This is a genomic window from Pseudomonas sivasensis, assembly GCF_052938085.1.
Genome location: NZ_CP176442.1, coordinates 5,993,089 through 6,019,260 on the forward strand (window position 1 = coordinate 5,993,089; position 26,172 = coordinate 6,019,260).

General features: G+C 56.5%; 27 protein-coding genes and 1 tRNA gene. 9 read left to right on the top strand and 19 right to left on the bottom strand.

The features are described 5' to 3' along the window. Nucleotides 1-687 (bottom strand): Crp/Fnr family transcriptional regulator, encoded by a 687-nt coding sequence (locus tag ACKZ62_RS27505; RefSeq protein ID WP_447096100.1) that lies wholly within the window; start codon nt 685-687, stop codon nt 1-3. Between the two features lie 83 nt (nt 688-770). Between ACKZ62_RS27505 and ACKZ62_RS27510 the strand changes: the two genes are divergently transcribed. Then, nucleotides 771-1,298: an Mpo1 family 2-hydroxy fatty acid dioxygenase gene (locus tag ACKZ62_RS27510; protein WP_447096101.1), complete on the top strand. Its 528-nt coding sequence runs from the start codon at nt 771-773 to the stop codon at nt 1,296-1,298. A 124-nt stretch (nt 1,299-1,422) separates the two neighbouring features. Here ACKZ62_RS27510 and ACKZ62_RS27515 read toward each other — a convergent pair whose 3' ends face one another. The 6 genes from ACKZ62_RS27515 to dibA all read right to left on the bottom strand — a co-directional run bounded on the left by ACKZ62_RS27515 (nt 1,423) and on the right by dibA (nt 7,660). Continuing rightward, the gene (locus tag ACKZ62_RS27515) at nt 1,423-2,403 is read right to left on the bottom strand and encodes a sulfate/molybdate ABC transporter ATP-binding protein (protein ID WP_032884878.1); all 981 of its coding nucleotides are present in this window, start codon (nt 2,401-2,403) and stop codon (nt 1,423-1,425) included. Nucleotides 2,404-2,406: 3 nt separating this feature from the next. Further along, nucleotides 2,407-3,279 carry a sulfate ABC transporter permease subunit CysW gene (cysW, locus tag ACKZ62_RS27520; protein ID WP_032884876.1) on the bottom strand — a complete coding sequence of 291 codons (873 nt, stop codon included), beginning with the start codon at nt 3,277-3,279 and terminating at the stop codon, nt 2,407-2,409. A 13-nt stretch (nt 3,280-3,292) separates the two neighbouring features. Continuing rightward, nucleotides 3,293-4,111 (bottom strand): sulfate ABC transporter permease subunit CysT, encoded by an 819-nt coding sequence (cysT, locus tag ACKZ62_RS27525; protein ID WP_027607868.1) that lies wholly within the window; start codon nt 4,109-4,111, stop codon nt 3,293-3,295. A 76-nt stretch (nt 4,112-4,187) separates the two neighbouring features. Then, nucleotides 4,188-5,198, bottom strand: coding sequence for a sulfate ABC transporter substrate-binding protein (locus tag ACKZ62_RS27530; protein WP_027607869.1), 1,011 nt, complete (start codon nt 5,196-5,198; stop codon nt 4,188-4,190). Between the two features lie 65 nt (nt 5,199-5,263). After that, nucleotides 5,264-5,446, bottom strand: a complete 183-nt coding sequence (gene oscA / locus ACKZ62_RS27535; RefSeq protein WP_003170956.1) for a sulfur starvation response protein OscA — start codon at nt 5,444-5,446, stop codon at nt 5,264-5,266. Nucleotides 5,447-5,746: 300 nt separating this feature from the next. Continuing rightward, nucleotides 5,747-7,660, bottom strand: a complete 1,914-nt coding sequence (gene dibA, locus ACKZ62_RS27540) for a phosphodiesterase DibA (RefSeq protein ID WP_099602115.1) — start codon at nt 7,658-7,660, stop codon at nt 5,747-5,749. A gap of 166 nt (nt 7,661-7,826) precedes the next feature. Here dibA and desA point away from each other — a divergent pair, with 166 nt between their 5' ends. Together desA and ACKZ62_RS27550 are read left to right on the top strand one after the other, a co-directional pair. Then, nucleotides 7,827-9,011, top strand: coding sequence for a delta-9 fatty acid desaturase DesA (desA, locus tag ACKZ62_RS27545; RefSeq protein WP_032884873.1), 1,185 nt, complete (start codon nt 7,827-7,829; stop codon nt 9,009-9,011). Between the two features lie 188 nt (nt 9,012-9,199). Next, nucleotides 9,200-10,201 carry a sensor domain-containing diguanylate cyclase gene (locus tag ACKZ62_RS27550; protein ID WP_032884871.1) on the top strand — a complete coding sequence of 334 codons (1,002 nt, stop codon included), beginning with the start codon at nt 9,200-9,202 and terminating at the stop codon, nt 10,199-10,201. Nucleotides 10,202-10,266: 65 nt separating this feature from the next. On the opposite strand, the gene ACKZ62_RS27555 is transcribed toward ACKZ62_RS27550, so the two are convergent. The 3 genes from ACKZ62_RS27555 to gabD all read right to left on the bottom strand — a co-directional run bounded on the left by ACKZ62_RS27555 (nt 10,267) and on the right by gabD (nt 14,518). Beyond that, complete coding sequence (locus ACKZ62_RS27555) at nt 10,267-11,475, bottom strand: HDOD domain-containing protein (protein WP_032884869.1); 1,209 nt, start codon at nt 11,473-11,475, stop codon at nt 10,267-10,269. Nucleotides 11,476-11,614: 139 nt separating this feature from the next. Next, nucleotides 11,615-12,892, bottom strand: coding sequence for a 4-aminobutyrate--2-oxoglutarate transaminase (gene gabT / locus ACKZ62_RS27560; RefSeq protein WP_032884867.1), 1,278 nt, complete (start codon nt 12,890-12,892; stop codon nt 11,615-11,617). A gap of 183 nt (nt 12,893-13,075) precedes the next feature. Next, nucleotides 13,076-14,518 carry an NADP-dependent succinate-semialdehyde dehydrogenase gene (gabD, locus tag ACKZ62_RS27565; protein WP_095186318.1) on the bottom strand — a complete coding sequence of 481 codons (1,443 nt, stop codon included), beginning with the start codon at nt 14,516-14,518 and terminating at the stop codon, nt 13,076-13,078. A 358-nt stretch (nt 14,519-14,876) separates the two neighbouring features. On the opposite strand from gabD, the gene ACKZ62_RS27570 reads away from it, so the two are divergent. Further along, a tRNA-Arg gene (locus tag ACKZ62_RS27570) sits at nt 14,877-14,953 on the top strand. A gap of 105 nt (nt 14,954-15,058) precedes the next feature. Then, nucleotides 15,059-16,141, top strand: a complete 1,083-nt coding sequence (locus ACKZ62_RS27575; RefSeq protein WP_447096102.1) for a site-specific integrase — start codon at nt 15,059-15,061, stop codon at nt 16,139-16,141. Between the two features lie 301 nt (nt 16,142-16,442). On the opposite strand, the gene ACKZ62_RS27580 is transcribed toward ACKZ62_RS27575, so the two are convergent. From ACKZ62_RS27580 to ACKZ62_RS27590, 3 genes are all read right to left on the bottom strand, one after another. Further along, complete coding sequence (locus tag ACKZ62_RS27580) at nt 16,443-17,276, bottom strand: hypothetical protein (protein WP_447096103.1); 834 nt, start codon at nt 17,274-17,276, stop codon at nt 16,443-16,445. A gap of 170 nt (nt 17,277-17,446) precedes the next feature. Further along, nucleotides 17,447-18,244, bottom strand: coding sequence for an HNH endonuclease family protein (locus ACKZ62_RS27585; RefSeq protein ID WP_447096104.1), 798 nt, complete (start codon nt 18,242-18,244; stop codon nt 17,447-17,449). After that, complete coding sequence (locus ACKZ62_RS27590; protein WP_447096105.1) at nt 18,237-19,523, bottom strand: AAA family ATPase; 1,287 nt, start codon at nt 19,521-19,523, stop codon at nt 18,237-18,239. Before ACKZ62_RS27590 ends, ACKZ62_RS27585 begins: the two co-directional genes overlap by 8 nt. An 819-nt stretch (nt 19,524-20,342) precedes the next feature. On the opposite strand from ACKZ62_RS27590, the gene ACKZ62_RS27595 reads away from it, so the two are divergent. After that, nucleotides 20,343-21,125 (top strand): hypothetical protein, encoded by a 783-nt coding sequence (locus tag ACKZ62_RS27595; RefSeq protein WP_447096106.1) that lies wholly within the window; start codon nt 20,343-20,345, stop codon nt 21,123-21,125. 120 nt (nt 21,126-21,245) lie between these two features. After that, nucleotides 21,246-21,620 carry a hypothetical protein gene (locus tag ACKZ62_RS27600; RefSeq protein ID WP_447096107.1) on the top strand — a complete coding sequence of 125 codons (375 nt, stop codon included), beginning with the start codon at nt 21,246-21,248 and terminating at the stop codon, nt 21,618-21,620. 51 nt (nt 21,621-21,671) lie between these two features. Here ACKZ62_RS27600 and ACKZ62_RS27605 read toward each other — a convergent pair whose 3' ends face one another. Next, on the bottom strand, nt 21,672-22,601 hold the full coding sequence (locus tag ACKZ62_RS27605) for a restriction endonuclease (protein WP_447096108.1): 930 nt from the start codon (nt 22,599-22,601) through the stop codon (nt 21,672-21,674). A 157-nt stretch (nt 22,602-22,758) separates the two neighbouring features. Further along, nucleotides 22,759-23,334: a hypothetical protein gene (locus ACKZ62_RS27610; RefSeq protein ID WP_447096109.1), complete on the bottom strand. Its 576-nt coding sequence runs from the start codon at nt 23,332-23,334 to the stop codon at nt 22,759-22,761. 189 nt (nt 23,335-23,523) lie between these two features. Between ACKZ62_RS27610 and ACKZ62_RS27615 the strand changes: the two genes are divergently transcribed. Further along, a complete protein-coding gene (locus tag ACKZ62_RS27615; RefSeq protein WP_096144435.1) occupies nt 23,524-23,784 on the top strand; it encodes a hypothetical protein in 261 nt (86 codons plus the stop codon). Nucleotides 23,785-23,882: 98 nt separating this feature from the next. Here the strand turns inward: ACKZ62_RS27615 and ACKZ62_RS27620 are convergent, their stop codons facing one another. The 4 genes from ACKZ62_RS27620 to ACKZ62_RS27635 form a co-directional block, all read right to left on the bottom strand. Beyond that, a complete protein-coding gene (locus ACKZ62_RS27620; RefSeq protein WP_447096110.1) occupies nt 23,883-24,074 on the bottom strand; it encodes a hypothetical protein in 192 nt (63 codons plus the stop codon). Between the two features lie 607 nt (nt 24,075-24,681). Then, nucleotides 24,682-24,990, bottom strand: a complete 309-nt coding sequence (locus ACKZ62_RS27625; RefSeq protein WP_447096111.1) for a hypothetical protein — start codon at nt 24,988-24,990, stop codon at nt 24,682-24,684. Beyond that, nucleotides 24,980-25,228 carry a hypothetical protein gene (locus ACKZ62_RS27630; RefSeq protein ID WP_447096112.1) on the bottom strand — a complete coding sequence of 83 codons (249 nt, stop codon included), beginning with the start codon at nt 25,226-25,228 and terminating at the stop codon, nt 24,980-24,982. The genes ACKZ62_RS27625 and ACKZ62_RS27630 overlap by 11 nt, the downstream gene beginning before the upstream one ends. Nucleotides 25,229-25,268: 40 nt before the next feature. Beyond that, the gene (locus ACKZ62_RS27635; RefSeq protein ID WP_447096113.1) at nt 25,269-25,808 is read right to left on the bottom strand and encodes a hypothetical protein; all 540 of its coding nucleotides are present in this window, start codon (nt 25,806-25,808) and stop codon (nt 25,269-25,271) included. A gap of 100 nt (nt 25,809-25,908) precedes the next feature. Between ACKZ62_RS27635 and ACKZ62_RS27640 the strand changes: the two genes are divergently transcribed. Continuing rightward, entirely contained in the window at nt 25,909-26,160 is a 252-nt protein-coding gene (locus ACKZ62_RS27640; RefSeq protein ID WP_447096114.1) for a helix-turn-helix domain-containing protein, read from the top strand. The last annotated feature ends 12 nt before the right edge of the window (nt 26,161-26,172 follow it).

Here is a 26,172-nt window from a genome sequence, read left to right on the forward strand (position 1 = left end):
TCATAGGCCAGCGGCCTGCTGCAAACCGCGCAGGTCCAGCACTTCAATCGCGCCGTAACTCAGGCCGATAAGGCCTTGTTGCTCCAGCGCCTTGAGCAGACTGTTGGTGGTCTGGCGCGACAGGCCCAGCATCGCGGCCAGGTCCTCCTGGGGCAGTTGCAAGGTGCGGCGCGCCTGGTCTATTTCGCCGTAGCCCTGCGCGATCATCAGCAGCCGATGGGCCAGACGCGCCGACGCGGGCATCAGGCTCATCTGTTCAATATTGATCAACGACAAGCGCAGTTTGTGGCTCATCAACAGGGCCACATCGCGCCAATACGCCGGATGGTCTTCGAGCAGGGCGAGTATCGCCGCCTGCGGCACCTGCAACAACGTGCATGGCCCCATGGCCAGGGCATCGTGGGTGCGCGGCAGGTTATCGAACAGGCAGATTTCGCCGAACCAGTAAGGCGTTTCCACCAGGCTCAATACTGCCTCCTTGCCTTGGGCATTCACCGCGCTGATGCGCACCGCACCTTCCAGCACCGCATACAGGCCGCAAGGCGGGTCGCCGCGCTTGAACAGGCACTGCCCCGCCACGAGCGTGCGCAGCTGCGCCGCCGCCAGCAGACTACGCTGTAGATCTACAGGCAGATGGCTGAACCAATGGCCGCTGGCCAAGCGGGCGTGCCATTTCTCTGCGTCCATGAGAACTCCGAAGATTGTCGCCCAGCTGACAGTCAGGCGCAGGCTGACAGGGCATGATCAAACATCCTACAGGAGGAACAACAATGAAAAGCCTCGTCGACCACCTCAGTCAATACGCCGCCTACCACCGCGACCCGCGCAATATCGCCAGCCACTTTATTGGTATCCCGCTGATTGTGGTGGCAGTAGCCGTGCTGCTGTCGCGTCCCGAATGGACCGTGGGAGGCCTATGGATTTCACCGGCGGTAATCGTGGCGTTGTTTTCGGCGTGGTTTTACCTGCGCCTGGAACTGGCCCTGGGCGTGCTGATGACGGTGCTGATGGGCTTGTCGGTATGGGCCGGGCATGAGTTGGCGGCGCAGAGCACGATAGTGTGGCTCAGCAGCGGCATCGGCATGTTCGTGGTGGGTTGGGTGATTCAGTTTGTCGGGCACTACTACGAAGGCAAGAAGCCGGCGTTTGTGGATGATGTGTCGGGATTGATCGTAGGGCCGTTGTTTGTGGTGGCGGAGGTGGCGTTTTTGCTGGGGTTGCGGCAGGGCTTGAAACAACAGATTGAAGAGCGCTCGGGGCCGGTGGTTCGACGCGATCTGAAGCCGAGAGAGGTCTAAATGTGGGAGGGGGCTTGCTCCCGATGGCGGTGGGCCAGTGACATATTTATCAGCTGACCCACTGCTATCGGGAGCAAGCCCCCTCCCACATTGGCCCCATTTTCACATTAGGTAATGCGGGTTATCAGGCTTTTTGCCAGACCTTGGGCTTGAAGAACAAGGTTTCGCCCCGCGCCAAACCGGTCAGGCTGTCGTGGTCTTTCACCACTTCGGCTTCGATCAGGTCTGTCTGGCCTTCGACCTTCAAGGTCACCCGCGTGGTCGCGCCCAATGGACGAATATCACGCACTTCGGCCGCGTGGTGATCTTCCAGTTCATGGCGCGACAGCGACACTTCGTGGGGACGGAACAGCACGTGCTTGTCTTCACCCAGATGCAGGCGGTTGGAGTCACCAAGGAAGTGATAAACAAAGTCGCTGGCCGGGTTTTCGTAGACGTCGCCCGGTGAGCCGATCTGCTCGATCACGCCCTTGTTCATCACGACGATACGGTCGGCAACTTCCATGGCCTCTTCCTGGTCGTGGGTCACGAACACCGAGGTCAAGTTGATGTCTTCGTGCAGGCGCGCCAGCCAGCGGCGCAGTTCTTTACGCACCTTGGCGTCGAGGGCGCCGAACGGTTCGTCCAGCAGCAGCACTTTCGGCTCGACCGCCAGGGCGCGGGCCAGGGCGATACGCTGGCGCTGACCACCGGAGAGTTGTTCCGGATAACGATCAGACAGCCAATCGAGTTGCACCATGTTCAGCAGCTCGTGAACCTTGGCCGCGATCTGGCTTTCGTTCGGGCGCTGGTTCTTGGGCTTCATGCGCAGGCCGAACGCGACGTTGTCGAACACGGTCATGTGGCGGAACAGCGCGTAGTGCTGGAACACAAACCCGACGTTGCGATCGCGCACGTCGTGGCCGGAGACGTCTTCACCGTGGAACACGATGCTGCCGTCATCCGGAGTCTCCAGGCCTGCGATGATGCGCAGCAGGGTGGTCTTGCCGCACCCGGATGGGCCAAGCAACGCCACCAGCTCGCCACTCTGGATATCCAGATTGATGCTGTTCAGGGCCTTGAAGGCGTTGAAGTTCTTGCTGACATTACGGACTTCGATCGACATGACTTATTCCTCACCGGCACTTTTGCGCAGGCGGTTGATACGGTTCTCGCTCCACTGCTTGAGCAGCAGGATGAAGAGCGCCAGGATCAGCAGCAGGCTGGCCACCGCAAACGCGGCAACGTGGTTGTATTCGTTGTAGAGAATCTCGACGTGCAGCGGCAAGGTGTTGGTCACGCCGCGAATGTGGCCGGACACCACCGACACCGCGCCGAACTCACCCATGGCCCGCGCGGTACACAGCACGACGCCGTAGATCAGGCCCCATTTGATGTTCGGCACAGTCACATGCCAGAACATCTGCCAGCCATTGGCGCCGAGCAGGCGTGCAGCCTCTTCTTCCTGGGTGCCCTGCTCCTGCATCAGCGGGATCAGTTCACGGGCCACGAACGGCACAGTCACGAAGATGGTCGCCAGCACAATGCCGGGCAAGGCGAACACGATCTGGATGTCATGCTCCTGCAACCACGGGCCAAACAGGCCCTGGGCGCCGAACATCAGCACGTAGACCAGGCCTGCGATCACCGGGGAGACCGAGAACGGCAGGTCGATCAGCGTCACCAAGATGCTCTTGCCACGGAACGAGTACTTGCTCACGCACCAGGCGGCGCTGACGCCGAATACCAGGTTGAGCGGCACCGAAATCAGCACGGCGATCACCGTGAGTTTCAGCGCGGACAACGCGTCCGGTTCAAGGATCGCGGTGAAAAACGCACCGAGGCCGTTCTTCAAGCCCTGGGACACCACGATAAACAGCGGTAGCAGCAAAAACAGGAAGAACACCAGCCAGCCAAGGCCGATCAGGATACGTCGCGACACCGCACTGCCACGCCGGGCAGCGTTGGCCGAGGACGCGGCGGAAATAGACGATTGGGACATGTTCCGCGCCTCCTTATGGACGTTCGATGCGCCGCTGCAACAAGTTGATCAGCAGCAGCAGGACAAAGGAAACCACCAGCATCAACACGCCAATGGAGGTGGCGCCGCGGTAGTCGTACTGGTCAAGCTTGACCATGATCAGCAGCGGCAGGATCTCGGTTTTCATCGGCATGTTGCCGGCGATGAAGATCACCGAGCCGTACTCACCGACGCCACGGGCAAACGCCAGGGCGAAGCCGGTCAGCCAGGCGGGCAGCAGCGCGGGGACGAGGATGTAGCGGAACACCTGCAACGGCTTGGCGCCCAGGCAGGCAGCGGCTTCTTCGATTTCCCGGGGGATATCGGCGAGTACCGGCTGCACCGTGCGCACCACGAACGGCAGGGTCACAAAGGTCAGCGCCAGGGTGATGCCCAACGGGCTGTAGGCGATCTTGAAGCCCAGGTCAGCGGCGAACTGGCCCACCAGCCCGGTCGGCGTGTACAGCGCCGTCAGGGCGATACCGGCCACAGCGGTGGGCAGCGCGAACGGCAGGTCGATCATCGCATCGATAATCTTGCGGCCGGGGAAGGTGTAGCGCACCAACACCCAGGCCAGCAGCGTGCCGATCACGCCATTGATCAGGGCGGCGTACAGCGCGGTGCTGAAGCTCAGTTTCAACGCCGCCAGCACACGGGGTGCGGAGATGATGTTCCAGAACTGATCCCAGGTGAGTTGAGCGGCGTGTACAAACATCGCCGCGAGGGGGATGAGTACGATCAGGCTGAGGTACACCACGGTGTAGCCCAGCGTCAGCCCGAAGCCGGGTATGACGGGGGAAATACGACGCGACATAAGAGTCCTTGGTTAGCGGAACTGACACACAAAACCCGCAGGTGAATGCGGGCTCCGTGGGTGTGTATTTCTCGGGTTACTGCGCCGTGTAGATCTGGTCGAACACGCCACCGTCGTTAAAGAATTTCGGTTGGGCAGTTTTCCAGCCGCCGAAGTCTTTGTCGATAGTCACCAGGTCCAGTTTCGGGAACTGCTGGGCGTATTTGGCGGCTACTTTTGCATCGCGTGGGCGGTAGAAGTTTTTCGCCGCAATCTCCTGGCCAGCCGGGCTGTACAGGTGCTTGAGGTATTCAGTGGCGATCTCGGTATTGCCCTTTTTCTCGGCGTTCTTGTCGACCACGGCCACTGGCGGCTCTGCGAGGATCGACAGGGAAGGTACAACGATGTCGAACTTGTCGGCGCCGCCGTCTTCTTTCAGGGCCAGGAAGGCTTCGTTTTCCCAGGCCAGCAACACGTCGCCCTGACCGTTGTTGACGAACGTGATGGTCGAACCGCGCGCGCCGGTGTCGAGGATCGGCACGTGCTTGAACAGTTCTTTCACGTATTCCTGGGCCTTGGCTTCGCTGCCACCGGATTTCAGGCCGTAGGCCCACGCGGCAAGGAAGTTCCAGCGCGCACCGCCGGAGGTTTTCGGGTTCGGCGTGATCACGGAAACGTCTTTCTTGATCAGGTCGCCCCAGTCTTTGATGCCTTTAGGGTTGCCCTTACGCACCAGGAACACGATGGTCGAGGTGTACGGGGTGCTCGCATCCGGCAGGCGGGTCTGCCAGTTTTCCGGCAGGGTTTTTCCCAATTTGGCGATTTCGTCGATGTCGCCAGCCAAGGCCAGGGTCACTACGTCGGCGCGCAGGCCGTCGATCACCGCCCGGCCTTGCTTGCCCGAACCACCGTGGGACTGCTGGATCTTAACGGTGTCACCAGGGTGGGACTGCTTCCAGAAGTTGGTGAACTCAGCGTTGTAATCCTGGTACAGCTCGCGAGTCGGGTCGTACGAGACGTTGAGCAACTCGTAGTCCTTGGCAACAGCGGAACCGGCAAACACGGCGCTGGCCAGTGCGGCCAGGGCATAACGGCGAATCGACGACATAGAAGCTCCTGAAATTCTGGGGTGTTGGCTTTTTCTTATAGTGACGGGTCTATCGCCGCGGTTGCTTAGCTCGGTTTGTTACCCGGGTTCTGCAGACGGAATTTTTCTTTGCGTTCGATCTGGACCACTTGGGCGTTATGCACAGTGATTTCCACCGCGCCAAACCGCAGATCGCGCAGGGCGCTCTGGATCTCACGCAAAATGGCTGCTTCGTCCTGGCCGTCGACGCTACGTAGAGATGCGCTCATGGTCTCGCTCCTTAAATGAATAGTGCCTGGCAGTGGCGGCACTGCTTGCGGCGTAGGGCGATAGTAGATAAGCGCAGATATTCTTAAAAATACTATTTAAGAATGTTTATATAACCAGAAAGAATTTTCTGATGGGACGTGGGGTTGCGAGCGGGTTTTGCGCCCGAGCGCCGAAATAACGCGTTTTGAAGTTCCAAAATGCGGGTGGGGGCTTGCCACCGATGGTGGTGAATCAGGTACCAATGTTCGGCCTGACACACCGAAATCGGGGGTAAGCCCCCTCTCACATTGGAATGCGTTTCAAGTCTGGATGGTGGGCGCGCGGCCCCAGTCAACGTCCTGCGCCGGCACCGGCTTTCCAAACCAATACCCCTGCCCCAAATCGCAGCCCTGCTCCAACAAGAACCGCGCCTGTTCCATCTGCTCAATCCCCTCAGCGTGTACCTGCATGCCCATGCTTTTCGCTAATGCGATCACCACGCGCACAATCGCCGCGTCGTCGTCATCCCATGGCACCCCGGCAACAAAGCCCTGGTCGATCTTCAGCTTCTGCACCGGCAGGCGCTTGAGGCGCAGCAGGGACGAATAGCCGGTGCCAAAGTCATCAATGGCCAGGCGCAAGCCCAACTCACGCAGGCGGTGCAGTTGCTCCAGGGCTTCCTCAGGGTCGTCCATGACTGCACTCTCAGTGACTTCCAGCTCCAGGAAAGCCGGATCCAGGCCGGTGGCGTGCAGCACCTGGGCGACTTGCTCGTACAGTTCGCGACGGGCAAACAGACGGCTGGACACGTTGATCGCAATAAAGCTCAGCAGCACGCCATCGGCCAGCCATTGGCACATCTGGCGGCAGGCCTGCTCCAAGACCCACGCGTCGATATCGGCGATCAAACCGGTACGTTCGGCGATGGGGATGAACTCGCCCGGAGGCACCAGGCCACGTTCCGGATGTTGCCAGCGCACCAAGGCTTCGACGCCGACCAGACGGCTGCCTTGCAGGTCGTGTACAGGCTGGTAGTAGACGCGCAACTCCTGCTGGTCGAGGGCGCGGCGCAGTTCGCTGGCGATTTCCACACGGTTTTGCGCGTGGGCGGTGAGTTCTTCGGTGTACAGGGCATAGCCCTCGCGGCCCACGCTTTTGGCCTTGAACAGCGCAGAGTCGGCGTTGCGCAGCAGTTGTTCCGCGCTCAATGCATCGTTGGGAAACAGGCTGATGCCGATGCTGGCGCTGATAAACAGTTGATGGCCGTCGAAGATGAACGGTTGCTTCATCACGTCCAGCATGCGCTGCGCCAATGCCGCCGCCTGCATCACCTGTGAACAACTTTCCGCCAGCACCGCGAACTCATCGCCGCCCAGTCGCGCCAGGGTCACTCCGGGGCCGAACAGCGTATTGAGCCGCTCGCCCACCAGCTTGAGCAACTGGTCGCCGACGTTATGGCCAAGGCTGTCATTGATAATCTTGAAGTGGTCCAGGTCCAGCAACAGCAGCGCGCAGCCGCGTTTGTGCAGTTGCGCCGAGGCCAGCGCCTGCTCGGCGCGGTCGGTGAACAGTAGGCGGTTGGGCAGGTCGGTCAGTGGATCGTGATGCGCCAGGTGCGCCAACTCGTGCTCGGAATCCTTGATGGCACTGATGTCGGAAAACACCGCGACGTAATGGCTGATGTGGCCTTGGTCATCGTGAATCACCCGGATGGTTTGCCACTGTGGATAAATCTCGCCGCTTTTGCGCCGGTTCCAGATTTCTCCGCTCCATTCACCGGTGCGCTCCAGGGTCTGGAACATCTGCTGGTAAAAATTCGACGAATGGCGCCCGGACTTGAACAGGCTGGGCTGCTGACCCATGACGTCTGCGCGCTGGTAGCCGGTGATCTCCATGAATGCCCGGTTTACGTGCACGATCAGGCCCCTGGTGTCAGTGACCAACACGCCTTCACGGGTGCAGTCGAAGACCGCAGCCGCCTGGCGCAACCGATCGAGGTTTTCCTTCAGGGGTTGCTGCAACTGCTGGGCCCGAGCAAAGCGCGCGCATAAGAAGTAAATGGCCAAGGCACTCAGGGCCACCCACACGTAGCCGCGCATCTGCAGCCAATACCCCAACTCCCCCCGTTCATCGAGAAAGTTGATCAATATCTGATTGCTGAGCTGGAGCCACACAATCGAAACCAGCAGGTATACCAGCCCCACACGCAGGGCACCTCGGTATGAAAACAGCATATGGCCAGTAGTCCTTACTAAAAAAACAGAATCGTCCTACAACGCGCCGAGATTATAGATTAGGAAACACCTTGTAAGTCTTATCTGAAACGGTGACTGGTTTTATCCTTAAAGCCAGTGATAATGCGGGTGCTATTTTTTTCTTTATCAGAGGGCCAAACAGCCTATGTGGTACAACGGTTTTCTTGACCTGTCAGCCTGGCAACTGGTTGCAGTCACTCTGTTGATGACCCACGTGACAATTGTTGGGGTCACGGTTTATCTGCACCGCTATTCAGCCCATCGCTCCCTGGAGCTCAATGCCGGCCTGAAACACTTCTTCCGCTTCTGGCTGTGGCTGACCACGGCGCAGAACACCCGCGAGTGGACCGCTATCCACCGCAAACACCACGCCAAGTGCGAAACCGTCGACGACCCGCACAGCCCTGTGATCAAGGGCCTGTCCACGGTGCTGCGCAAAGGCGCCGAGCTCTACCGCGCCGAGGCCGAAAACCCCGAAACCCTGCGCATCTACGGCAAGAACTGCCCGGATGACTGGATCGAACGCAAGATTTACACCCCCTACCCGCTGCTGGGCGTGGCGATCATGGGCGTAATCGACCTCCTGCTGTTCGGCACCATCGGCATCACCATCTGGGCGATCCAGATGATGTGGATCCCGTTCTGGGCCGCCGGCGTAATCAACGGCCTGGGCCATGCCGTGGGCTATCGCAACTTCGAATGCCGTGACGCGGCGACCAACCTGGTGCCGTGGGGCATCATCGTCGGCGGCGAAGAGCTGCATAACAATCACCACACCTATCCCAACTCGGCCAAGCTGTCGGTTAAGAAGTGGGAGTTCGACCTGGGCTGGGCGTGGATCAAGCTGTTCAGTTTCCTGCGCTTGGCCAAGGTCCAGCGTGTGGCGCCGATTGCTCATCGCGTCGAGGGCAAAGGCCATCTGGACATGGACACTGCCATGGCGATCCTCAACAACCGCTTCCAGATCATGGCCCAGTACCGCAAGTTGGTGATCGGCCCGCTGGTCAAGCAGGAGCTGGAAAAGGTCGATCACTCGGTGCGCCACCAGTTCCACCGTGCCAAACGCCTGCTGTCGCGGGAAACCAGCCTGCTGGATGACCGCCACCACCTACGCATCCAAAGCATGTTGGAACACAGCCAGGCCTTGAAAGTGATCTACGAAAAGCGCCTGGCATTGCAGCAGATCTGGCTCAAGACCAGCACCAACGGCCACGATATGCTCGCCGCCATCAAGGAATGGGTGCACGAGGCCGAGGCCAGCGGCATCCAGTCCCTGCGGGATTTCGCCCACCAATTGAAGACCTATTCGCTGCGTCCTGCGGCAGTCTGACAAAGCCGTGGGAGGGCTTGCCCTCCCACGCATCCTCTTTTTGGCGTCATTTTCCGGGCACCGCCAATCGGCACCGTTCACGGAACTTCATCGCATTTACCCTCTCTCAATGAACACTTCGCCATCATGGTGGCCCCTTGTTGTGACCGCTGCTAAATCCTGCGGCGCGCCCAGAGAGAGTTGTGCCGATGGTTCACGAAATGCCCTTTCCTACCGACATCGCTACCGCTGACCCCCCGCGTCCGGCTGCGGCAGCGACCCTGCTGGCACTGGTGCATGCCCAGGGCGAAGTCGAGCGGTTGAGCGAGCGCGAGCAATTGCTGAGCTCACTGCTGGTCAGTGTGAATGCCGTGCTCTGGGCCATCGATTGGGAGACCCGCCGCGTGCTCTACGTGAGCCCGGCCTACGAGCGGATATTCGGCCGTTCGACCGGGCTGTTACTGGCCGATCATCGGGAATGGCGCAACAGCATTCACCCCGAAGACCTCGACTACGCCGAACACAGCCTGGCCCGCGTGCTGGAACAGGGCGCCGTGGAAGATCGCGAATACCGCATTATCACCGCCGACGGTCAGATCCGCTGGCTGAGCGACAAGTGCTACATCAACCAGCAGGCTGAGCCCGGCGAGCCGCTGATCGTCGTGGGCATGGCCGAAGACATCACTGACAAGAAGCAGCTGGAACTGGAGCTGCACCGTCTCGCCACCACCGACGTACTGACCCAGAGCAGCAACCGCCGGCACTTCTTCGAATGCGCCAACCAGGCCTTCGACACCGCCTGTGCCCAAGGCGCGCAACTGGCCTTCCTGTTGCTGGACATTGATGATTTCAAGGACGTCAACGACACCTATGGCCACCTGGAAGGCGACCAGGTGCTGCGGCGTATCGCCGAGAGTGGTCGTGGCGTATTACGCCGTGGTGATCTGTTCGGGCGCATTGGCGGCGAAGAATTTGCGGCCGTACTGCCGGGTTGCGCGCCGGAGATGGCCTTGCAAGTGGCTGAGCGCCTGGGCAAGGAAATCCAAGAGCTGAGTTTCAGCTACGAAGGCCAAGCGTTCGGCGTGACCATCAGCCAGGGCCTGGCCAGCCTCACTGAAGAAGACTCGACCCTGGACAGCCTGTTCGCCCGGGCCGATGCCGCCATGTATGAGGCGAAGCGCCAGGGCAAGAACCGCGTGATTGCGGGTTAGGCTCATCCCCCACTCTATGCAACAGCAGAGATGACCTGTGGGAAGGGCTTGAATGTCATCACCCTCTAGGCCTTGCGCACCCGCGTCAGCTCAGACAAACCGATCTTGAGCAAGCGCGCGGTCTTGCTCACGGCCAGCGCTTCCAGACCTTCATGTTCGGTCAGTCGTGCCATCTGCGCCGCCAGGTTCACCACTAGCGCATCCCGGGCATACACCCCGCCCTCCAGTGAATAAATCGCGGCGATCAGCTGGCGCAACTCCAGCGGCAAGCGCCAGCGCGCCCGCAACGCCGAACCAAAGGCGGCGCCGAAGGTGTAAAGGGACTCACCAATTGCTTCGTCATCCAACGCCCCGCCGCCCTGGCGCCAGTCTTCCAGGCAGCGCAGCAATGCCAAATCACCCAGCCGATGCAGAATGCCGGCGGCGTAACAGCGCTCGTGATCCAGCTCCAACATGCGCGCCAGGCGACCGGCAAAGTCGGCGGTGTCCTGGGACACCTGCCAATGACGCTCGGCGTAGGCCTCCAAGCCCGGGTCGCCCAGCACCACATTGTGCTTGAGAGCCAGGCCGAGGATCAGGTTCATGCTTTGCCCAGCGCCGAGCTTGTGCAAGGCCGACGGTAGCGTCTGCACCGGCTTGCCGTGATGGCCGGCGCTGTTGGCGGCAGCGACCAGCACGGCGGTGATCTGCGGGTCCATGCGCACGAGGTCTTCCAGGCGTTTGAGGTCCAGGCCATCAGGCCCGAGGCTGGCTTGTACGGCAGCTTTCACATCGACACGCAACGGCGCGCCATCAGACGCTTCGCGACGACGCTCCAGGAACACGGGCAACGTCATGCCGGGCGCCAGCGGCGGAATTTCGCAGTACACGTTTTCGCCTTCATTAAGCAGCAGATCCTGCAGGCGCTGGGTCAGGCTTTCCATGTTCAGGGGTTTGGTGAGGTACGCCGTGGGCGCCAGGGGCAAGGCTTCACGCACGCTGGCGCTGTCATTGCGACTGCTCAGCAAAATAAACGGTAACGCGGGCGAGCGGCGTTGCTGGCGGACATTGCGCAGCAGGCTCAGGCCGTCGATGCCCGGTAGCTCCCAATCCGCCAGGATCAGGTCGTAGCCCTTTTCGCGCAGCAACGTAGCCGCGTGCTGCCCATCGGCACACACATCCAGCCGCGCGTCGCAACGCACATTCAACAGCACTTGCTTGAGCAGATCCCGCGACCAGGGATCCGCCTCGGCAATCAACACACGGGGTACAGCCGGTAAATCAACAGCAGTCATCCAGCACGCTCCATCGGCAATGCTGCAACCTTAGACAACGCAAGCCCATACGTACAATGAACAAGGCCTGAATACGCGGCAACGGGCACAAAAAAACCCGCCGAAGCGGGTTTTTTCTGTCGCAGAGGTCAGCTTGCGCTTACAGCTCCGAGAAGCACTCTTCGATGATCGCCAAGCCTTTGTCCAACTGCTCGTCCGGCGAGGTCAGCGGGACCAGGACGCGCAACACGTTGCCGTAAGTGCCGCAGGACAGCAGGATCAGACCCTTGTCGCGCGCCTTGGCTACCACAGAGGCAACGGCCGCAGCGTTTGGCTTGTGGCTGTCGCCGTCTTCGAACAACTCGACCGCGATCATTGCGCCCAGGGCACGCACTTCACCGATCACCGGGTACTTGGCCTGGATAGCTTTCAGACCGGTCACCAGACGCTCGCCCACTGCTTTGCAGCGGTCCAGCAGGTGCTCTTCTTCGAACACTTCCATCACCGCCAGCGCAGCGGCGCACGCGATCGGGCTACCGGCGTAGGTGCCGCCCAGGCCGCCTGGAGCGATGGCGTCCATGTATTCAGCCTTGCCGCACACACCGGCCAGCGGGAAGCCGCCAGCGATGGATTTGGCGAAGGTGGTCAGGTCGGCGGCAACGCCCATCTGTTCCATGGCAAAGAAGGTACCGGTACGGCCGGCACCGGTTTGCACTTCGTCAGCGATCAGCAGGATGCCGTGCTTGTCGCACAGCTCGCGCAGGCGCTTCATGAACGATTTAGGCGCGACGTAGAAACCGCCTTCGCCCTGCACCGGCTCAATGATGATGGCTGCGATGTCACGCGGCTCGGCATCGTTCTTGAAGATGCGTTCGATGCTGGCGATGGAATCGTCGTCGCTCACACCGTGCAGCTCGTTCGGGTACAGCGCGCGGAACACGCCGCCTGGCATCAGGCCCATGCCGGCCGAGTAAGGCACGACTTTGCCGGTGAGGCCCAGGGTCATCATGGTGCGGCCGTGGTAAGCGCCGGTGAAAGCGATCACGCCAGCACGGCCCGTGGCGGCACGGGCGATTTTCACGGCGTTTTCAACGGCTTCGGAACCGGTGGTGACCAGTAGGGTTTTCTTGACGAAATCACCTGGCACCTTGGCGTTGATCTTTTCGCACACTTCTACGTACGGCTCGTAAGCCAGTACCTGGAAGCAGGTGTGGGTCAACTTGTTCAGTTGCTCGGTCACGGCGGCGATGATTTTCGGGTGCACGTGGCCGGTGTTCAGCACGGCGATACCGCCGGCGAAGTCGATGAACTCGCGACCTTCAACGTCGGTCACGGTGGCGTTCTTCGCGGATTCGGCGAAGATCGGGTGAATCTGGCCAACACCGCGTGGTACAGCGGCTTCGCGGCGTTTCATCAGAGATGCGTTGGTCTTGCTCATAAAGTCCTCATTCGCCACTCATCGGGTGGCGTGGTCCAAGGAATACGTGGCGGGGAGGCAACTACGGCAGCATGCGATGATCGACTGCCACAGCTTTCCCGGCCACTACGAATAACGGTGTGAAACACGCAAAGGGTCAGCGCTCTCGTGCCCTTTGCGTTTACTGCAATGCCAAACCGGGGCTTAGATGCCCAGGCAGAGGTATTTGATTTCCAGGTAGTCCTCGATCCCGTACTTGGAGCCTTCACGGCCCAGGCCTGAGGCCTTGATGCCGCCGAACGGCGCCACTTCGTTGGAGATCAACCCGGTGTTGACGCCGACCATGCCGTATTCCAGGGCTTCAGCCACGCGGAACACACGGCCCAGGTCGCGGGCGTAGAAGTAGGAAGCCAGGCCGAACTCGGTGTCGTTGGACATCGCGATCACTTCGGCTTCGTCCTTGAAACGGAACAGCGGCGCCAGCGGGCCGAAGGTTTCTTCCTTGGCGACAGCGGCGTTTTTCGGCACGTCGACCAGGATGGTCGGTTCGAAGAAGTTGCCTTCCATGACCTTGCCGCCGGCCAACAGCTTGGCGCCTTTGCTCAAGGCATCCGCGATGTGCTCCTGAACCTTGGCCACGGCTTTTTCGTCGATCAGCGGGCCGGTGGTGGTGCCGTCTTCCAGACCGTTGCCGATCTTCAATTTGGCCACCGCCACTTTCAGTTTTTCGGCGAACGCGTCGTAGACCGAGTCCTGGATGTACAAGCGGTTGGCGCAGACGCAGGTCTGACCGTTGTTGCGGTACTTGGAGATGATCGCGCCTTCGACGGCCTTATCCAGGTCCGCGTCGTCGAACACGATAAACGGCGCGTTGCCGCCCAGTTCCAGGGAGACTTTCTTGATGTCCTTGGCGCATTCAGCCATCAGTTGACGACCGATTTCAGTCGAGCCGGTGAAGGACAATTTACGCACGATCGGGTTGCTGGTCAGCTCGCCGCCGATGTCACCAGCGCTGCCGGTGACCACGCTCAACACGCCTTTCGGAATACCGGCACGGTGGGCCAGCTCAACCAGAGCCAGGGCCGAGAACGGGGTTTGCGACGCAGGCTTGATCACCATGGTGCAACCGGCGGCCAGGGCCGGGCCGGCTTTACGGGTGATCATCGCGGCAGGGAAGTTCCAAGGAGTGATAGCTGCGGTCACGCCGATTGGCTGCTTGATCACGATCAGGCGCTTGTCGGGCTGGTGGCCGGGGATCACGTCGCCATAGATGCGCTTGGCTTCTTCGGCGAACCACTCAATAAAGGACGCGGCGTAGACGATTTCGCCCTTGGCTTCGGCCAGCGGCTTACCTTGTTCGAGAGTCATCAGGCGACCGAGGTCGTCCTGGTTTTCAATCAGCAGTTCGAACCAACGGCGCAGCTTGTTGGCGCGCTCCTTGGCGGTCAGCGCACGCCAGGCCGGCAGGGCCTTGTCGGCGGCTTCGATGGCACGGCGGGTTTCCGCGGCGCCCATCTTTGGCACGGTACCGAGAATCTCGCCCGTGGCAGGGTTGTTGACCTTGATGGTTTGACCATTGTCCGCATCGACCCAAGCGCCATCGATAAAGGCTTGCTGGCGGAACAACTGGGTATCTTTAAGCTGCATGTCGGCTTTCCTTAACAGCACCGCGCGCACGCGGAGCGAATTAGAGTTGTTGAAAGGCGCCTTGTGGGCTGCCGTCAGGGAAATCAGCCCCAGCACGCGAGAAAGATGAATGCGCACGGGAGACAGAGCGTTTGAAATCTCAAACGAATCCTAGGATCAATGGGGGTACAGGGCAATAGTCTGTTCGAAAAAAAGAACGAAAATGGCGCATTAGCCAGAACTTTCAGATCAGCGCGCTCCCGCCACGTTCCCACACCGTTACTACCGGCGCCCGACTTAGGGCCTTTTCCTACCGGTCTAGCGCCAAACACCAGCATGGACGCCCAAGGACGACATGGGTATGATGTCGCCCGCACAAGCATCCGTAGCTCAGCTGGATAGAGTACTGCCCTCCGAAGGCAGGGGTCGTGGGTTCGAATCCCGCCGGGTGCACCACCTTCTTTCCCTTGTATTACAAGGGGATAGCGCTCCTGACAGAAACCTGTCCTAGTCCTGAAAGTCGTTTTTGCCACAAATTTGCCACACTCAAAAGTGGCGGGAATGGTCGAAATGGCAACAATCAGGAATCGCGGCGAGTATCAGTGGGAAGCGCAAATACGCCGTAAGGGCTACCCAGCCCAGCGCAAAACCTTCGAAACCAAATCCGATGCCCAAGCTTGGGCACGCATGATCGAAAGCGAAATCGACCGGGGTATTTTTGTCTCTCGCGTCGAGGCTGAACGCACCGCCTTTCATCAACTCATTGATCGCTACATCTCCGAGATCGCACCGAAACACAAAGGCGCGTATTCGGAAATCAAACGTCTGGAAGCGCTCAAGCGTCACCCGCTGGCGACACGCATCGTTGCCACCCTCACCTCTTCAGATTTTGCACGCTACCGTGATGAGCGCCTGAAGATCCGGAAGGGCAATACGGTGAAACGTGAACTCGCACTGTTCCAATGCGTGATTGAGGTCGCTCGCCGCGAATGGGGAATTCATCTTGCCGAGAACCCAGTCAGGATGGTCAGCCGTCCCAGCTACAACGACGAACGCTCGCGGCGGCTCGACCCAGTTGAAGAGCAATACATCCTCAACGCCCTGGAGCTTCGTGAACGCCGTGCTGACGGCACCTATGCCGACGCCTCACACAATCCATGGATACGGCCCATCGTCCAACTGGCGATCGAGACAGCCATGCGCCGTGGCGAAATTTTTGAGCTGCGCTGGAAGCACGTAAACTTAGATCGCAGAACCGCGCACCTTCCTGCTACGAAAAACGGCCTGTCCAGAACCGTCCCGCTGTCACCAAAGGCCGTTCAGTTGCTAAAAGACTTGCCTCGCTCGCTGTGCGGTCGCGTCTTCCCCACCACGCCTGATGCGCTCAAGAAGGCCTTTGTGCGGGGCCTGGAGCGAGCCAGGCTGAAATACTTGAAAGATTGCGGGGTGGAAAAAGTAACGCCACAGGAAGACTTCCTGATCGATCTACGGTTTCACGACCTGCGGCATGAAGCAACCTGTCGACTTGCGACTAAGCTGCCGAACTTGATTGAGCTGGCCAGCGTGACGGGGCATCGGGAGGTGAATATGCTGAAGCGTTATTACAACATTACCGCCGAAGAGCTCGCAGCAAAGCTAGCTTGAACGAACCACACCCGTCAGTGATTAATTGCACAGACGGGCCCTTATTTGCACTCGACTTGAACAGTCGTTTGCTTCGGACTTGACTAGTACAGTTGACCTAGGCTGGTAGAAGTCGCCCCATTACCGTCATTGTTCAACGGCCGAACCGGCCAGGAGCGTACAAGTCAGCAGAGACGACACGGCTGACGAAAACAGCAAACCGCTGCAAGAGGAACGTTAGCGACCATCTCAGGGCTTGGTAACTCGTTACTCCTCAAACTGAGGCCTTATAGCTACAGCTAAGGGAAACGCACGTTGCAGCTTAAACCGGCCCCATACGAAGCCTTCGCAAAAGCGTACTGGCCGTTATGAGCGTGAGATGGAACTTGAACGTAGAGTGTTCCTCGTTAGAGATTCCGGGATGCGACCCTTCGCTATGAAGCATCCGGAGCAACCCTTGTATGTAGCCCTTGCCGTCGTTCCCCCATTCGCCCCTAGGTTCTGACAAGAAACCCTCTCTACCCAGTAATTGAATTCGGTTGTTCAACGTGTGACTGGCAGCATCCTGTCCCGGAAATGCCTTGGCCGATATGTCATTAATCAACTGCTCTATGAAAGTCCTAAACTGTGCATTCGCGGCAGCCCAATCTCCGCGTGTATGACAGTCGATGGCCTGGTCTAGGTGGGCGACGGCTATACGCATATCGAAGTGATTGAGCAGAGCGTGAAGTTCGTTGTCGGCCTGAGGAAGATTCACATTCGTAGGTAGCGAGCACCGCAGCCAGGGAGGGGTGCCTTGAGCGCACGCGCCACCATTCCACGAGACCTCAAAACCATCCCTCGCCAAGCAACGCCTCAGGCGCTCCTGAGGCGCTTCTGTACTACCTTCATGCATCAGCGCAACAGCCTCCCGAATAAGCGCCTCCGCGACAGTTATTAGTCCTTCTTTCGTTACTAACTGTTGATGAGGGTTGAGCAAAACCTGGTGACTCAGTTGAACCACCTTCTTGGGCACGCTGGTTCCGTCTCCAGACGGTACTTGGTTGTCCAAGCTCAGTCGCTGAACCATCTGGTCAAATTTTGCCTGTGTCATCTTTTCCAGTAGTACAGCACTGGCCAAGATAGTCGCTCGAGTGAATTGAAGCGCTCCTTCCATGTTCCTCTCCATAAGGCTGTCGCAAAAAATCCATTGATCGTGTTGCCAACTTCTACCTTGGTCGAGCTGCTCGGGTGGGGCTGCGGTGGGTGTACAGGCTTAAGAATAGTACTGGAAAGACAATACCCATTACTCCGTTATTGACCTAGGAGCCAACATATCTGAACAGATCAGATTTGAAAAAGCTCTGGTGACTGCTGAAATGCTTCCTGATGAGCTATCCCAAGATGTGCTGTGATCTTAATTTCGTGCCAAACAGTAGGATGGTGTTTTTCGCTGATTTCAGCTCGTTTGCGCGTGAGGTCTGCCTGGCTGCTACCACTCTCTTTGAGCCTTGTATAGACGTCTAGGGAATCTTTGTAGCTCGCATATGCGTTCCTCCGCGCTCGGCTCAGGTAGTCCCTGGTATTCAAGCCAAGAATTTTGATGGTGTATTCGGCCCGTTGAAATTCGCGAGTATCTTTTGGCGGCAGTGGCACGAAAAGTCCGGTTTGCAAATCCAATGAAATAAACTCAGTAGGATCCTCGGATGTGGGGTCGATGAAAAGTGGGGAGCCTGTCAGTGGCTGTATGACCGGGTCATCTTTTTTTCGAACAATATCAAATCGATTTCCCTCAGCATTGAAAACTGAAAACTGATCCCTTTTATTAGAGCCATTGCAAGAGCCACAGGCGAATAAATAGTTTTGCCAGATGAACGTTTTTTCGGGGTAGAATTTTTTTGGCCATACGTGCTCGACTTCATCGGCCGCAGAATCCTCGCAGTAGTGGCAGCGTCGTGCCCCTGAGCAAATGATCTCCAATGTAGCGCGAACCTCCTCGAAAACAACCTTACTTTTACCATCCCAAGCCTTTTTTGCAGAAACTACTCTTTCGGTATAAGTGGGAAGGTTATCAATGAGCTGCTGCTGAGCCTCCAGATACGTTCGCGTACGGCCAAAGGCACTGATCTGTGGAAGTTTAAGCATCGCCCGCTGCCCCCACCGTTTCAGTCATCGAGCCAAATATCGATTGGAGCTCTGTACGTCGCACTAGCTCGATCTCATTAAGCGATCGACGGCGAGATTGGATATTTAGCGTAGCCAACTCGTAAAACATCTCTTTCGCTATTTCCGAGCGTTCAATGCCCTCACCGAACGCCCCAGAACTCAATGCTTCAAGAATATCTCCGAACAGTAGTCGATCTAGCGCGACGCCAGACACTCTTCCTTCATTCTCATCACCACCAGGTGAGGGCAGTCGTGTAATCGAGCCATTGACAGCACCTTGGCAGACTAGCGGACTATGGGTAGAAACAATAAATTGAATGGCAGGAAAGTGGGTGGTCATCCACGGACCAATGGCGCGTTGCCAGCGTGGGTGCAGATGGACGTCAATCTCGTCAATGATGACCACGCCAGGCACGACAATTTGGGTGCTGTCACTGCTAAACAAATGACCCTGCCCGAAATTGATACTTAATAGGCGAATTAATTCAAGCGTCATACTCAGGACGGATCGGAAGCCGTCACTAAGTTCAGTAATTTCAATAATTTCTCCATTAGGGTCTTTAAAGGTAATTCCTTTTGGAGTTACTTCTTCAAGCTTTGAACCGTTAGGAAGAAAGCCGTCCTGATTGATAAAGTTTTTAATGTTAGCCAGAAGGCGTCCCGACGAGGAGTTACTAACACCACTACTTTCGTCATTTAGTTTGGTATAGTGAAGATCTTTTAACCAGCTAAGCGTTTCACTGAGTGCTACGTCCTCTCCAAAAAGAGAAAGATGGCTTGCAAGTTTTGGCGTCGAATAAAACAACTTTTCATGATCTTTGTTACCACCCGAGAAGCGTCGATAAGGACCGAACGAAGACGTAAACCAGCCAGCACCACCCCAAACATGTCTGTTAGGTGACGGAGAAACTTCGGCAATGGTTATTCCGTGCTCATTGATCTTGACGGCAGCACGCAATTTTCCCGCAGTAGTGTTTCCTTTACCAGTCCACTGATCGACCGAATCTTGTGTAAAACCAATGCTGATCCTCGCTTCCTTTTCACCATGCTGAACCCAATCTTGCCAAGGCAACCTCAACCCCATTGCATTTTTAGGCCCCATCAGCGCAATGGCACAGGCTCTCAGGAATGTCGATTTTCCTGAACCGTTATCACCTAATAGAACATGCCATCCCGTAAGTGTATCGTCACCAGCTAATTCCCAAGTAAAGTTACCGAGCGACTTAAGATTTTTTATTTCTACTTTTGTAAGGTGCATTGTAATCCTTTGGGCTGACGATCTTACATATTTTCGAACGATACATAACTGTAACGGCTTATACTTTACAGCGTTTTTTAAATCAAAAAGTTAAAAAGCAGCTACCTAGTATAGCTAGAGCACGAAATTGCGACAGATTTGTTGTGAAGATTTTTTAGGTAATGGCCAACAAATTGGGGCGAGGTTGCTTTTGGCCGGTTTTTACCTGCCTTCACCGACAGCAATGGGTCGACCTCTGCGGGTCACCGCCACGCGTCAAGCATTACAAAGTGTAATGTACTTGATCAACTGGGTGGATGCGAAAAAGTGATCCCGTAAAATGCAATTACGCACGTCTGAACGGTCGTTTTCCAAAGCAGGCTACGACCCCTTCTTCCTCCCTCACAATCCATCTGTAAAAAAAATGTCCTAGCTGTTAACCGCTTAACTGGCGAAATCTGTATCGAACAGATCAATCGAGCGATAACCCGATGCCAGTAGATTACGAAACCATCCAAAAAATACAGAAGCTTGGCGACGACGTCCTAATTGGCGTATCTGAAGTTGCTGCGTTGACGGGATTCAGCGTGCTTACGGTCCGTCAGCGTAAGTTGCCAGGGCTTGAGCCTGTGCCAGGACTATCAAGGCTGCGATGGAGGCTAGGTGACTTAAGAGCGTGGATGCGCACCGGCAATACCAAAAACCCTCCTCGCCCCTCCCTGACAAACGCATCATCAAAACCAAAACACACAGGGAGGCCAACCAAGAAAGCGCAGGTGGAGGCGCGACAATGATCGTCCTTTACGTCATCCCCGTACGTTTGCACCAGGAGACGTGAGCATGGGCAGACAACGAACCATCAGGGATCAGAATTTTTGGCGCTGCCCGCGCCTGATGAATTGCACCACTGAAGACAAAGTTGCGTTGCTACACCTTCTAACAGCTCCTGACAGCAACATTACAGGCGTGTACCCACTTGTGCCACGCATCGCAGGAGCCGAGATTGGCTGGACGGCAGATCAATGGCTACAGGTCATTCATCGACTACAAGATGAGGGCTTGGCTAGATACGATCAAGTCAGATACGTCGTTTGGGTACGTATCTGGTGGGATCACCACACCGCTACTCAGGTGACGGGGCCAAAGCTAAGAGCGAGAGCTCTTGAAGAAATTCGCCGCATTCCGAGCGAGTGGCTTGACGATTTCCTGCGCGACTTTAAAGAAAGACTGACGGTGGATCAGCAGCGATGGATCAATGAGGCTCTCCGCCCGCCCTCAGAGCCAGGTTTGGAACAGATATCGATACCCCACGGATGCGGTATCGATACCGTATCGGACCAGGTTCGGCATAACACTAAACCTCAACCTCAACCATTAACTGAAACCCAAACGTCGTATTTTGCTTCCAACAAGCTGGATATGTCCGGAATTCCCGCAGAGCATCAGACGGATGTTCACAGAGCGATTGTGAAGGCAATGACCAGCGGAAAACTTCGATTTGGGCCTCAGCTCGTAGTCAATGCGATGGCAGAAAGCTACCGATCTGCATCAGGTAAGCCGCAGAATGCTATGGCCTTAACCTTGTATCTAGCTGAAAATTTGAGTGGATCTGTTCCACGGTGAGAAGTAGGTGGCAGGGCATGACAGAGGTCGGCCCCCATCGAGAGGAAGGATGCTGTGGCAGGAAGAAATCGTGGAGCTGTTGAGCGGATAATCGTCCAAGCCCGAATATGGAGGTGGGATATGTCATGGTCATTTAGCATGGCCACCGCTACGGATACCAAGCCAATCGGTGACTATTACTTAGAGCATGCTGCGCTTAGGCTCTACGGTTCCGTCCGACATCCCGAAGCATTCAAATATCCAACAATAGAGTGCTACCTATACGCTGACCCGCTACTTCTACAGGGCAAGTCAGCACCTCTCTGTATCGGCTCAATGCAGGGGTCTGACAAAAAGTTGGTCGTGTATGTAGCTATTCACAACGACCGCTTCAACAGCCTAGTCAACGCTGCAAGCCGCCTCGTTGCCTTGGAGATCAATGCAGAGCCATTGAAGTACCGCAAAGCAAGGATTATGGGCATCCACCTCAGCACAGAGCTAGAGCCTGATTGGTAACGGCATTACCTTTAATCGCGACGGCTTTGCCAAATGTAAGTTATGGCGCGATCAAAACCCTCTTTCTTCGTCAAAGTAATCGCTATCCAGTTTCGGAAGCTTGAGAAGCCTGGACGTTACGCCTACCTCGTGGTCCATCATCAGGTTAACTAGACGGATCCCGTCCACGAGCACCATGCCCTCCACAGAGCTGGCAAAGTCTATAGCTTGCTTGGTGAATCCGGAGGTGGTGATAAATACCCCTCGTTTGGCCTTTTGACCAGCAAGAGCACCATAGAATGCTTGCAACTCAGGCCGACCGACAGTGCCTTGCCAGCGCTTGGCCTGGACATACACTTTTTCCAGACCGAGCTTATCGAGGGAAATTACTCCATCAATTCCGCCATCTCCGCTACCTCCCACACGCTGCAAATCTGTTCGGCTAGCTCCGTAGCCGAGGCTGTGCAATACGTCGAGCACAATAACTTCAAAACGGTTTGGACTGACTTGAAGTAGGCTATCGAGTAGGTCTCTTGCGGTTGCATCACGTAGCTCGCGCAAAGCCTGATCCAACCGATCGTCAGGGCTAACTGTTGCTGATACTGGCGTGTCTTCGCCTTGCTCTACCCCGTCAAGCGGGACGGCATCGGTAGGGCTCCTCAGCCTCACGTCCATAAAACCTATGGCAAGTTTTTCCACCTGATCGGCTGTTAGCGGTGACGGGTGCTGGACGTAATAATCCGTCCCAGCTTCGGTAAGCTTCCAGTAGCCTCGCTTGGCGCTGGAAGATAAACCGGCACGTTTGAGGCGGTCGTGAGCCCATCCGGCGCGGTTTTTATAAGTCGCCTGCCCACTCGCGATTAGCTCTTGAAGTTGTGACTCGGATAAATCTAAAGCCCTGGCCGCAGCCTCATGGGTGTCGCGTGCTGTAGCGCCTTCGGGATTAGCTGCCAAGTAGCGCAAGATCGGTTCAATGAATTTGTCGTATGTCGGAACGGACATCAGGATTCCCTTCACAAGTGGCAGCGCATAAAAATAAATAGGGATTTTGTGTCAAAAAAAGCGCCCCGGAGCAAACGCGAAGTGGCAGCGCATGTCGGTGTCACCGAGCATCGCGAGGTAAACATGCTGAAGCGTTGGTAGCCAAGCTGGCCCGAGGCTAATCAGCTGTATCTAATCCCAGGGAGCGCGCGAGCTCTCTGACTTCATCGTATCTTCGAATAGATGGGACTGCTTTTTTCTCTTGCTCTAAGTCCTTGAGTGCGAGGTTTTCATAAAAGCGCGTGACCATTTCCTCTCTGCGTATTTCAGTCGCTGAAATAAGGCGCTTACGCTCGTTCAAAAGCTCGCGCGCACTGGTTTGAGCAACCTCGCAGAGATGGGCTTTCGATATCAAGTCGCAGCACGTCCACGTGCTAATCCACTTCTGTTCCCGCGCCCAGAAAACCAATCGTTGAAACGCCCACCATGTCATCCGGGCATGCCCGCTGACGTACCGCCGTAACGTCCTAGCCTCGACAGCAAGCTCTAATTTCGATATGGCCTCTTCAAGCTGAATTTTCGGCAAGCGAGATTTCCGCAAAATCCCAGTGAACAAATAGCTCACTAAATTTAAGGGCACTCGCACCGCAAAATTTTTCCGCCCGCTTGAAAAATGGGTATGGAGCTCCCGAGCCACGAGCTCGAATGCTTCATACTCCTCAATACCCAAAGTTTCTGATTCTGTTTTGTGCATGCAGCCATTCTTCAGCTAACAACAGCGTCTGTCAAAACGTGCCCTAGATCCCGGGATGTTGCACAGCTACCAATCGATGCAGTCCACAGCAGCCGAGCTACAGTCACGATGAGCATCGATTACGAAAGCATTCAAAATTCAGAAACTCGCACATAACGTACTGATCATGATCAGCAGGAGATCTCAACGATGATCCAACCATCAGATGCTCATAGACTGGAAATCGCCCAGGACGTCTTGGGCTGCTTGATAGCGCTCCGTTCCGAGTCAATATTCTACGAGCGAAAGAAAGCCGAGCCGAATGCTGAAATCATCAGCTTGTGGAAGGCGGAGCGAAACAGCTTTTTCGATCTGACCCGTAGTTTGAGCTGTAACGATCGGGATACCATCGAAAATGTCATCGCGACCTATGGCCCCTATGCCAGAGCTCTGTTTGATTCAGGAAAGTAGTCTGAGCAGCTAGCCCTGCGCTCCGGCTACGCAAGGTGCGTATCAGTTCACACGGTCCACTTTGACTCACATGCGTTCAGCCAACCTAGATGCTGCACTCAATCTGAATCCGGCAGCGTGGCGCGTCTGACAGGTTTTGACTCGGGAATGAGCTCAGATATCAGCTTGAGCTCACCCGAATAGACCATGAGGGTTCCGCACCTGGTAAAGGGCTTACCACCGTTCATCGCGTCTACAGATTTCCGTCCCAGTGCAAGCGACCACATTTTTTTCAGCCAGCTTTCACTCATAGCGTTTACTCCAGTCGTGGATGACGTACCCAGATTTGCCTACCGCATGCCTCCCTCAGCATCACCAGATTTACCTTTCGCTGTGCTGCCAGATGTTTTTCTCTTCTTGCCCGAGCGATGCACGCACAATCACCAACGGCAAACGCGCGCACTTCAAAATACTGACACCATCACAGGCAACGTCCCGCTTCGTACAGCGTCGTGCTGCGGTGTTTTCTGAAAATTACCGCGCTCACTTCGCAAAATATTTTGATGATTAATTTTGTTAGGCCGATGGCGTCTGATTCTTGTGTCTATCGAGTCATTGGACGATTCCCTGTGCCCGCCCAACGATGCTTTTATTTATCGAGGGCTAAAAAATTCAGGACCAACGTACAGACAACTTTTAGTCACCAACATCGTCCACAAAGGCTGCAACCATTTGGAGGATAACGACTGGGACAGGGTAGGGTTTGTACTCCCGCCATGAATGGCGTACGTACAACCGGCAACGCGGCAGTCGTTTCACTCCCTTGCTTTGCCTACCGTACCTGCTCAGGGCAAGCCCCGAGACCCCACTACACCCATTAGCCGGAAAGTTTTGTTGGAATCTGCTCCCGTCGATGGCTCACAACTCGGTAGAGATGCCCCGCAGCGCGAGAACCTCATGATACGCCAGCCCTTGCCCCCGCTGGGCCAATCCGAGGGGCGAAATGAGCGCCTTGTGCTCGACAATTTGCTGTTCAAGCAACCGCCCTAAAAGGAGCAGCTCTCCTTGCACCTCAAGTGCCCGAAGTCTTTCGGGAGAATTAAACGCCCAGCGATCAAGAATCTGCCAGCCGCATGCATGATACGAAGCGGATCGGCGGACAGACTCGATCGTCGTAGTAGCCAGAACGCCAGACGCGATTTTCAATGGCATGTGGTCAATGAGCATGTGCAGGCCCCCTTTTTTGTAAGCAATTGATCATTCGTGTGTTCTGCACAATGGAAGATGGCCTGAAGCAACCTTTGCGCCTCAGCTCTCGAATGTGAGCGAGCGAAAAACCGAGAGCGGCTAGGATGGCAACATCGTCAGAAGCCAGCGCTTGATTGGCCAAACGCATGGTGGCGTTAGCTAGCTTCAGTTGGGCGATATCTACCTGCCAAACACTGCGTGCGGTTACGTCGGTCATCGGCCACTCCGAATAGCTAAGTGAAGGCTCCATCATCCAGCTAAGTACTGAAGATTGAATGCAGCCGTGCCTCCGTATTGGTCACGTCCGCCGTTTTAAGCGCGAGGCTGAACGTCGGAATAGCCAAATCGCTCGTCAACAGCTCCAATCGATGGTTGCTCTTGCCGATTGGAAGGATGCGCCAGGAAAGAATCTCATCCAAACGGAAGAGATGACCATCCCGCCCAACGGGGTAGGCCAGCAACCTTTTCGATTGCAGGTCGATACCAACGTAGGCGTCATTGATCTTAGCGAACACCTCTACCTGCGGATGGAACCCTTCAGCCTGATAGCCAGCGACCATTCTCCTCAGTTTATCGGCATAGCGTTGGTTGACTCGCGAGAACAGCCATCCGCCCCCAACGAAGTAGAGAACCAACACCCAGAACATCCACCGAATCGCTGGGTCTTCGCTACTGGTCAAACCCAGAAAGAATGTCAGGTTGAAGCCAGAAAAAACCACCACGACTAGCAAAAGCGCGCCCACCGGCAAACACCCGACGGCCCATGCCACGCGAAACAACTCCCAGACCTGTCTCATGCAGCCTCCTAAACCATCGAAATACAAACAAAATAACTGAAAATCAGATATCCGAAAAGCAGATATAGCGTGATGAGCCGAACCATGAACGGATGCGGCAATGACCAAGGCTATTTATCGAAGGGAGCACGTTATCTTTTTGCAGGTGCTGAAGCGTACGCGCCTTGAATCAGGGATGACCCAAGCGGAGTGCTCAGCTGCATTAGGAAGACCGCAATCTTTCATGAGTGATGTAGAGAGAGGGGTGAGGCGGATAGATACGGTTCAACTCCGTGATTTGTGCCTGGTACTGAAGACCGACCTCATACGTTTTACGGAAAACTACGAACGGGCCTTAAATATAAGGAAGTAGGGGGCACGCCTC

Excerpts from the sequence above, each read along its gene's own strand:
- ACKZ62_RS27505 (WP_447096100.1), bottom strand. The coding sequence starts at position 687 with ATGGACGCAGAGAAATGGCACGCCCGCTTGGCCAGCGGCCATTGGTTC.
- ACKZ62_RS27510 (WP_447096101.1), top strand. The coding sequence starts at position 771 with ATGAAAAGCCTCGTCGACCACCTCAGTCAATACGCCGCCTACCACCGC.
- ACKZ62_RS27515 (WP_032884878.1), bottom strand. The coding sequence starts at position 2,403 with ATGTCGATCGAAGTCCGTAATGTCAGCAAGAACTTCAACGCCTTCAAG.
- cysW (WP_032884876.1), bottom strand. The coding sequence starts at position 3,279 with ATGTCCCAATCGTCTATTTCCGCCGCGTCCTCGGCCAACGCTGCCCGG.
- cysT (WP_027607868.1), bottom strand. The coding sequence starts at position 4,111 with ATGTCGCGTCGTATTTCCCCCGTCATACCCGGCTTCGGGCTGACGCTG.
- ACKZ62_RS27530 (WP_027607869.1), bottom strand. The coding sequence starts at position 5,198 with ATGTCGTCGATTCGCCGTTATGCCCTGGCCGCACTGGCCAGCGCCGTG.
- oscA (WP_003170956.1), bottom strand. The coding sequence starts at position 5,446 with ATGAGCGCATCTCTACGTAGCGTCGACGGCCAGGACGAAGCAGCCATT.
- dibA (WP_099602115.1), bottom strand. The coding sequence starts at position 7,660 with ATGCTGTTTTCATACCGAGGTGCCCTGCGTGTGGGGCTGGTATACCTG.
- desA (WP_032884873.1), top strand. The coding sequence starts at position 7,827 with ATGTGGTACAACGGTTTTCTTGACCTGTCAGCCTGGCAACTGGTTGCA.
- ACKZ62_RS27550 (WP_032884871.1), top strand. The coding sequence starts at position 9,200 with ATGGTTCACGAAATGCCCTTTCCTACCGACATCGCTACCGCTGACCCC.
- ACKZ62_RS27555 (WP_032884869.1), bottom strand. The coding sequence starts at position 11,475 with ATGACTGCTGTTGATTTACCGGCTGTACCCCGTGTGTTGATTGCCGAG.
- gabT (WP_032884867.1), bottom strand. The coding sequence starts at position 12,892 with ATGAGCAAGACCAACGCATCTCTGATGAAACGCCGCGAAGCCGCTGTA.
- gabD (WP_095186318.1), bottom strand. The coding sequence starts at position 14,518 with ATGCAGCTTAAAGATACCCAGTTGTTCCGCCAGCAAGCCTTTATCGAT.
- ACKZ62_RS27575 (WP_447096102.1), top strand. The coding sequence starts at position 15,059 with ATGGTCGAAATGGCAACAATCAGGAATCGCGGCGAGTATCAGTGGGAA.
- ACKZ62_RS27580 (WP_447096103.1), bottom strand. The coding sequence starts at position 17,276 with ATGGAAGGAGCGCTTCAATTCACTCGAGCGACTATCTTGGCCAGTGCT.
- ACKZ62_RS27585 (WP_447096104.1), bottom strand. The coding sequence starts at position 18,244 with ATGCTTAAACTTCCACAGATCAGTGCCTTTGGCCGTACGCGAACGTAT.
- ACKZ62_RS27590 (WP_447096105.1), bottom strand. The coding sequence starts at position 19,523 with ATGCACCTTACAAAAGTAGAAATAAAAAATCTTAAGTCGCTCGGTAAC.
- ACKZ62_RS27595 (WP_447096106.1), top strand. The coding sequence starts at position 20,343 with ATGGGCAGACAACGAACCATCAGGGATCAGAATTTTTGGCGCTGCCCG.
- ACKZ62_RS27600 (WP_447096107.1), top strand. The coding sequence starts at position 21,246 with ATGTCATGGTCATTTAGCATGGCCACCGCTACGGATACCAAGCCAATC.
- ACKZ62_RS27605 (WP_447096108.1), bottom strand. The coding sequence starts at position 22,601 with ATGTCCGTTCCGACATACGACAAATTCATTGAACCGATCTTGCGCTAC.
- ACKZ62_RS27610 (WP_447096109.1), bottom strand. The coding sequence starts at position 23,334 with ATGCACAAAACAGAATCAGAAACTTTGGGTATTGAGGAGTATGAAGCA.
- ACKZ62_RS27615 (WP_096144435.1), top strand. The coding sequence starts at position 23,524 with ATGATCCAACCATCAGATGCTCATAGACTGGAAATCGCCCAGGACGTC.
- ACKZ62_RS27620 (WP_447096110.1), bottom strand. The coding sequence starts at position 24,074 with ATGAGTGAAAGCTGGCTGAAAAAAATGTGGTCGCTTGCACTGGGACGG.
- ACKZ62_RS27625 (WP_447096111.1), bottom strand. The coding sequence starts at position 24,990 with ATGCTCATTGACCACATGCCATTGAAAATCGCGTCTGGCGTTCTGGCT.
- ACKZ62_RS27630 (WP_447096112.1), bottom strand. The coding sequence starts at position 25,228 with ATGACCGACGTAACCGCACGCAGTGTTTGGCAGGTAGATATCGCCCAA.
- ACKZ62_RS27635 (WP_447096113.1), bottom strand. The coding sequence starts at position 25,808 with ATGAGACAGGTCTGGGAGTTGTTTCGCGTGGCATGGGCCGTCGGGTGT.
- ACKZ62_RS27640 (WP_447096114.1), top strand. The coding sequence starts at position 25,909 with ATGACCAAGGCTATTTATCGAAGGGAGCACGTTATCTTTTTGCAGGTG.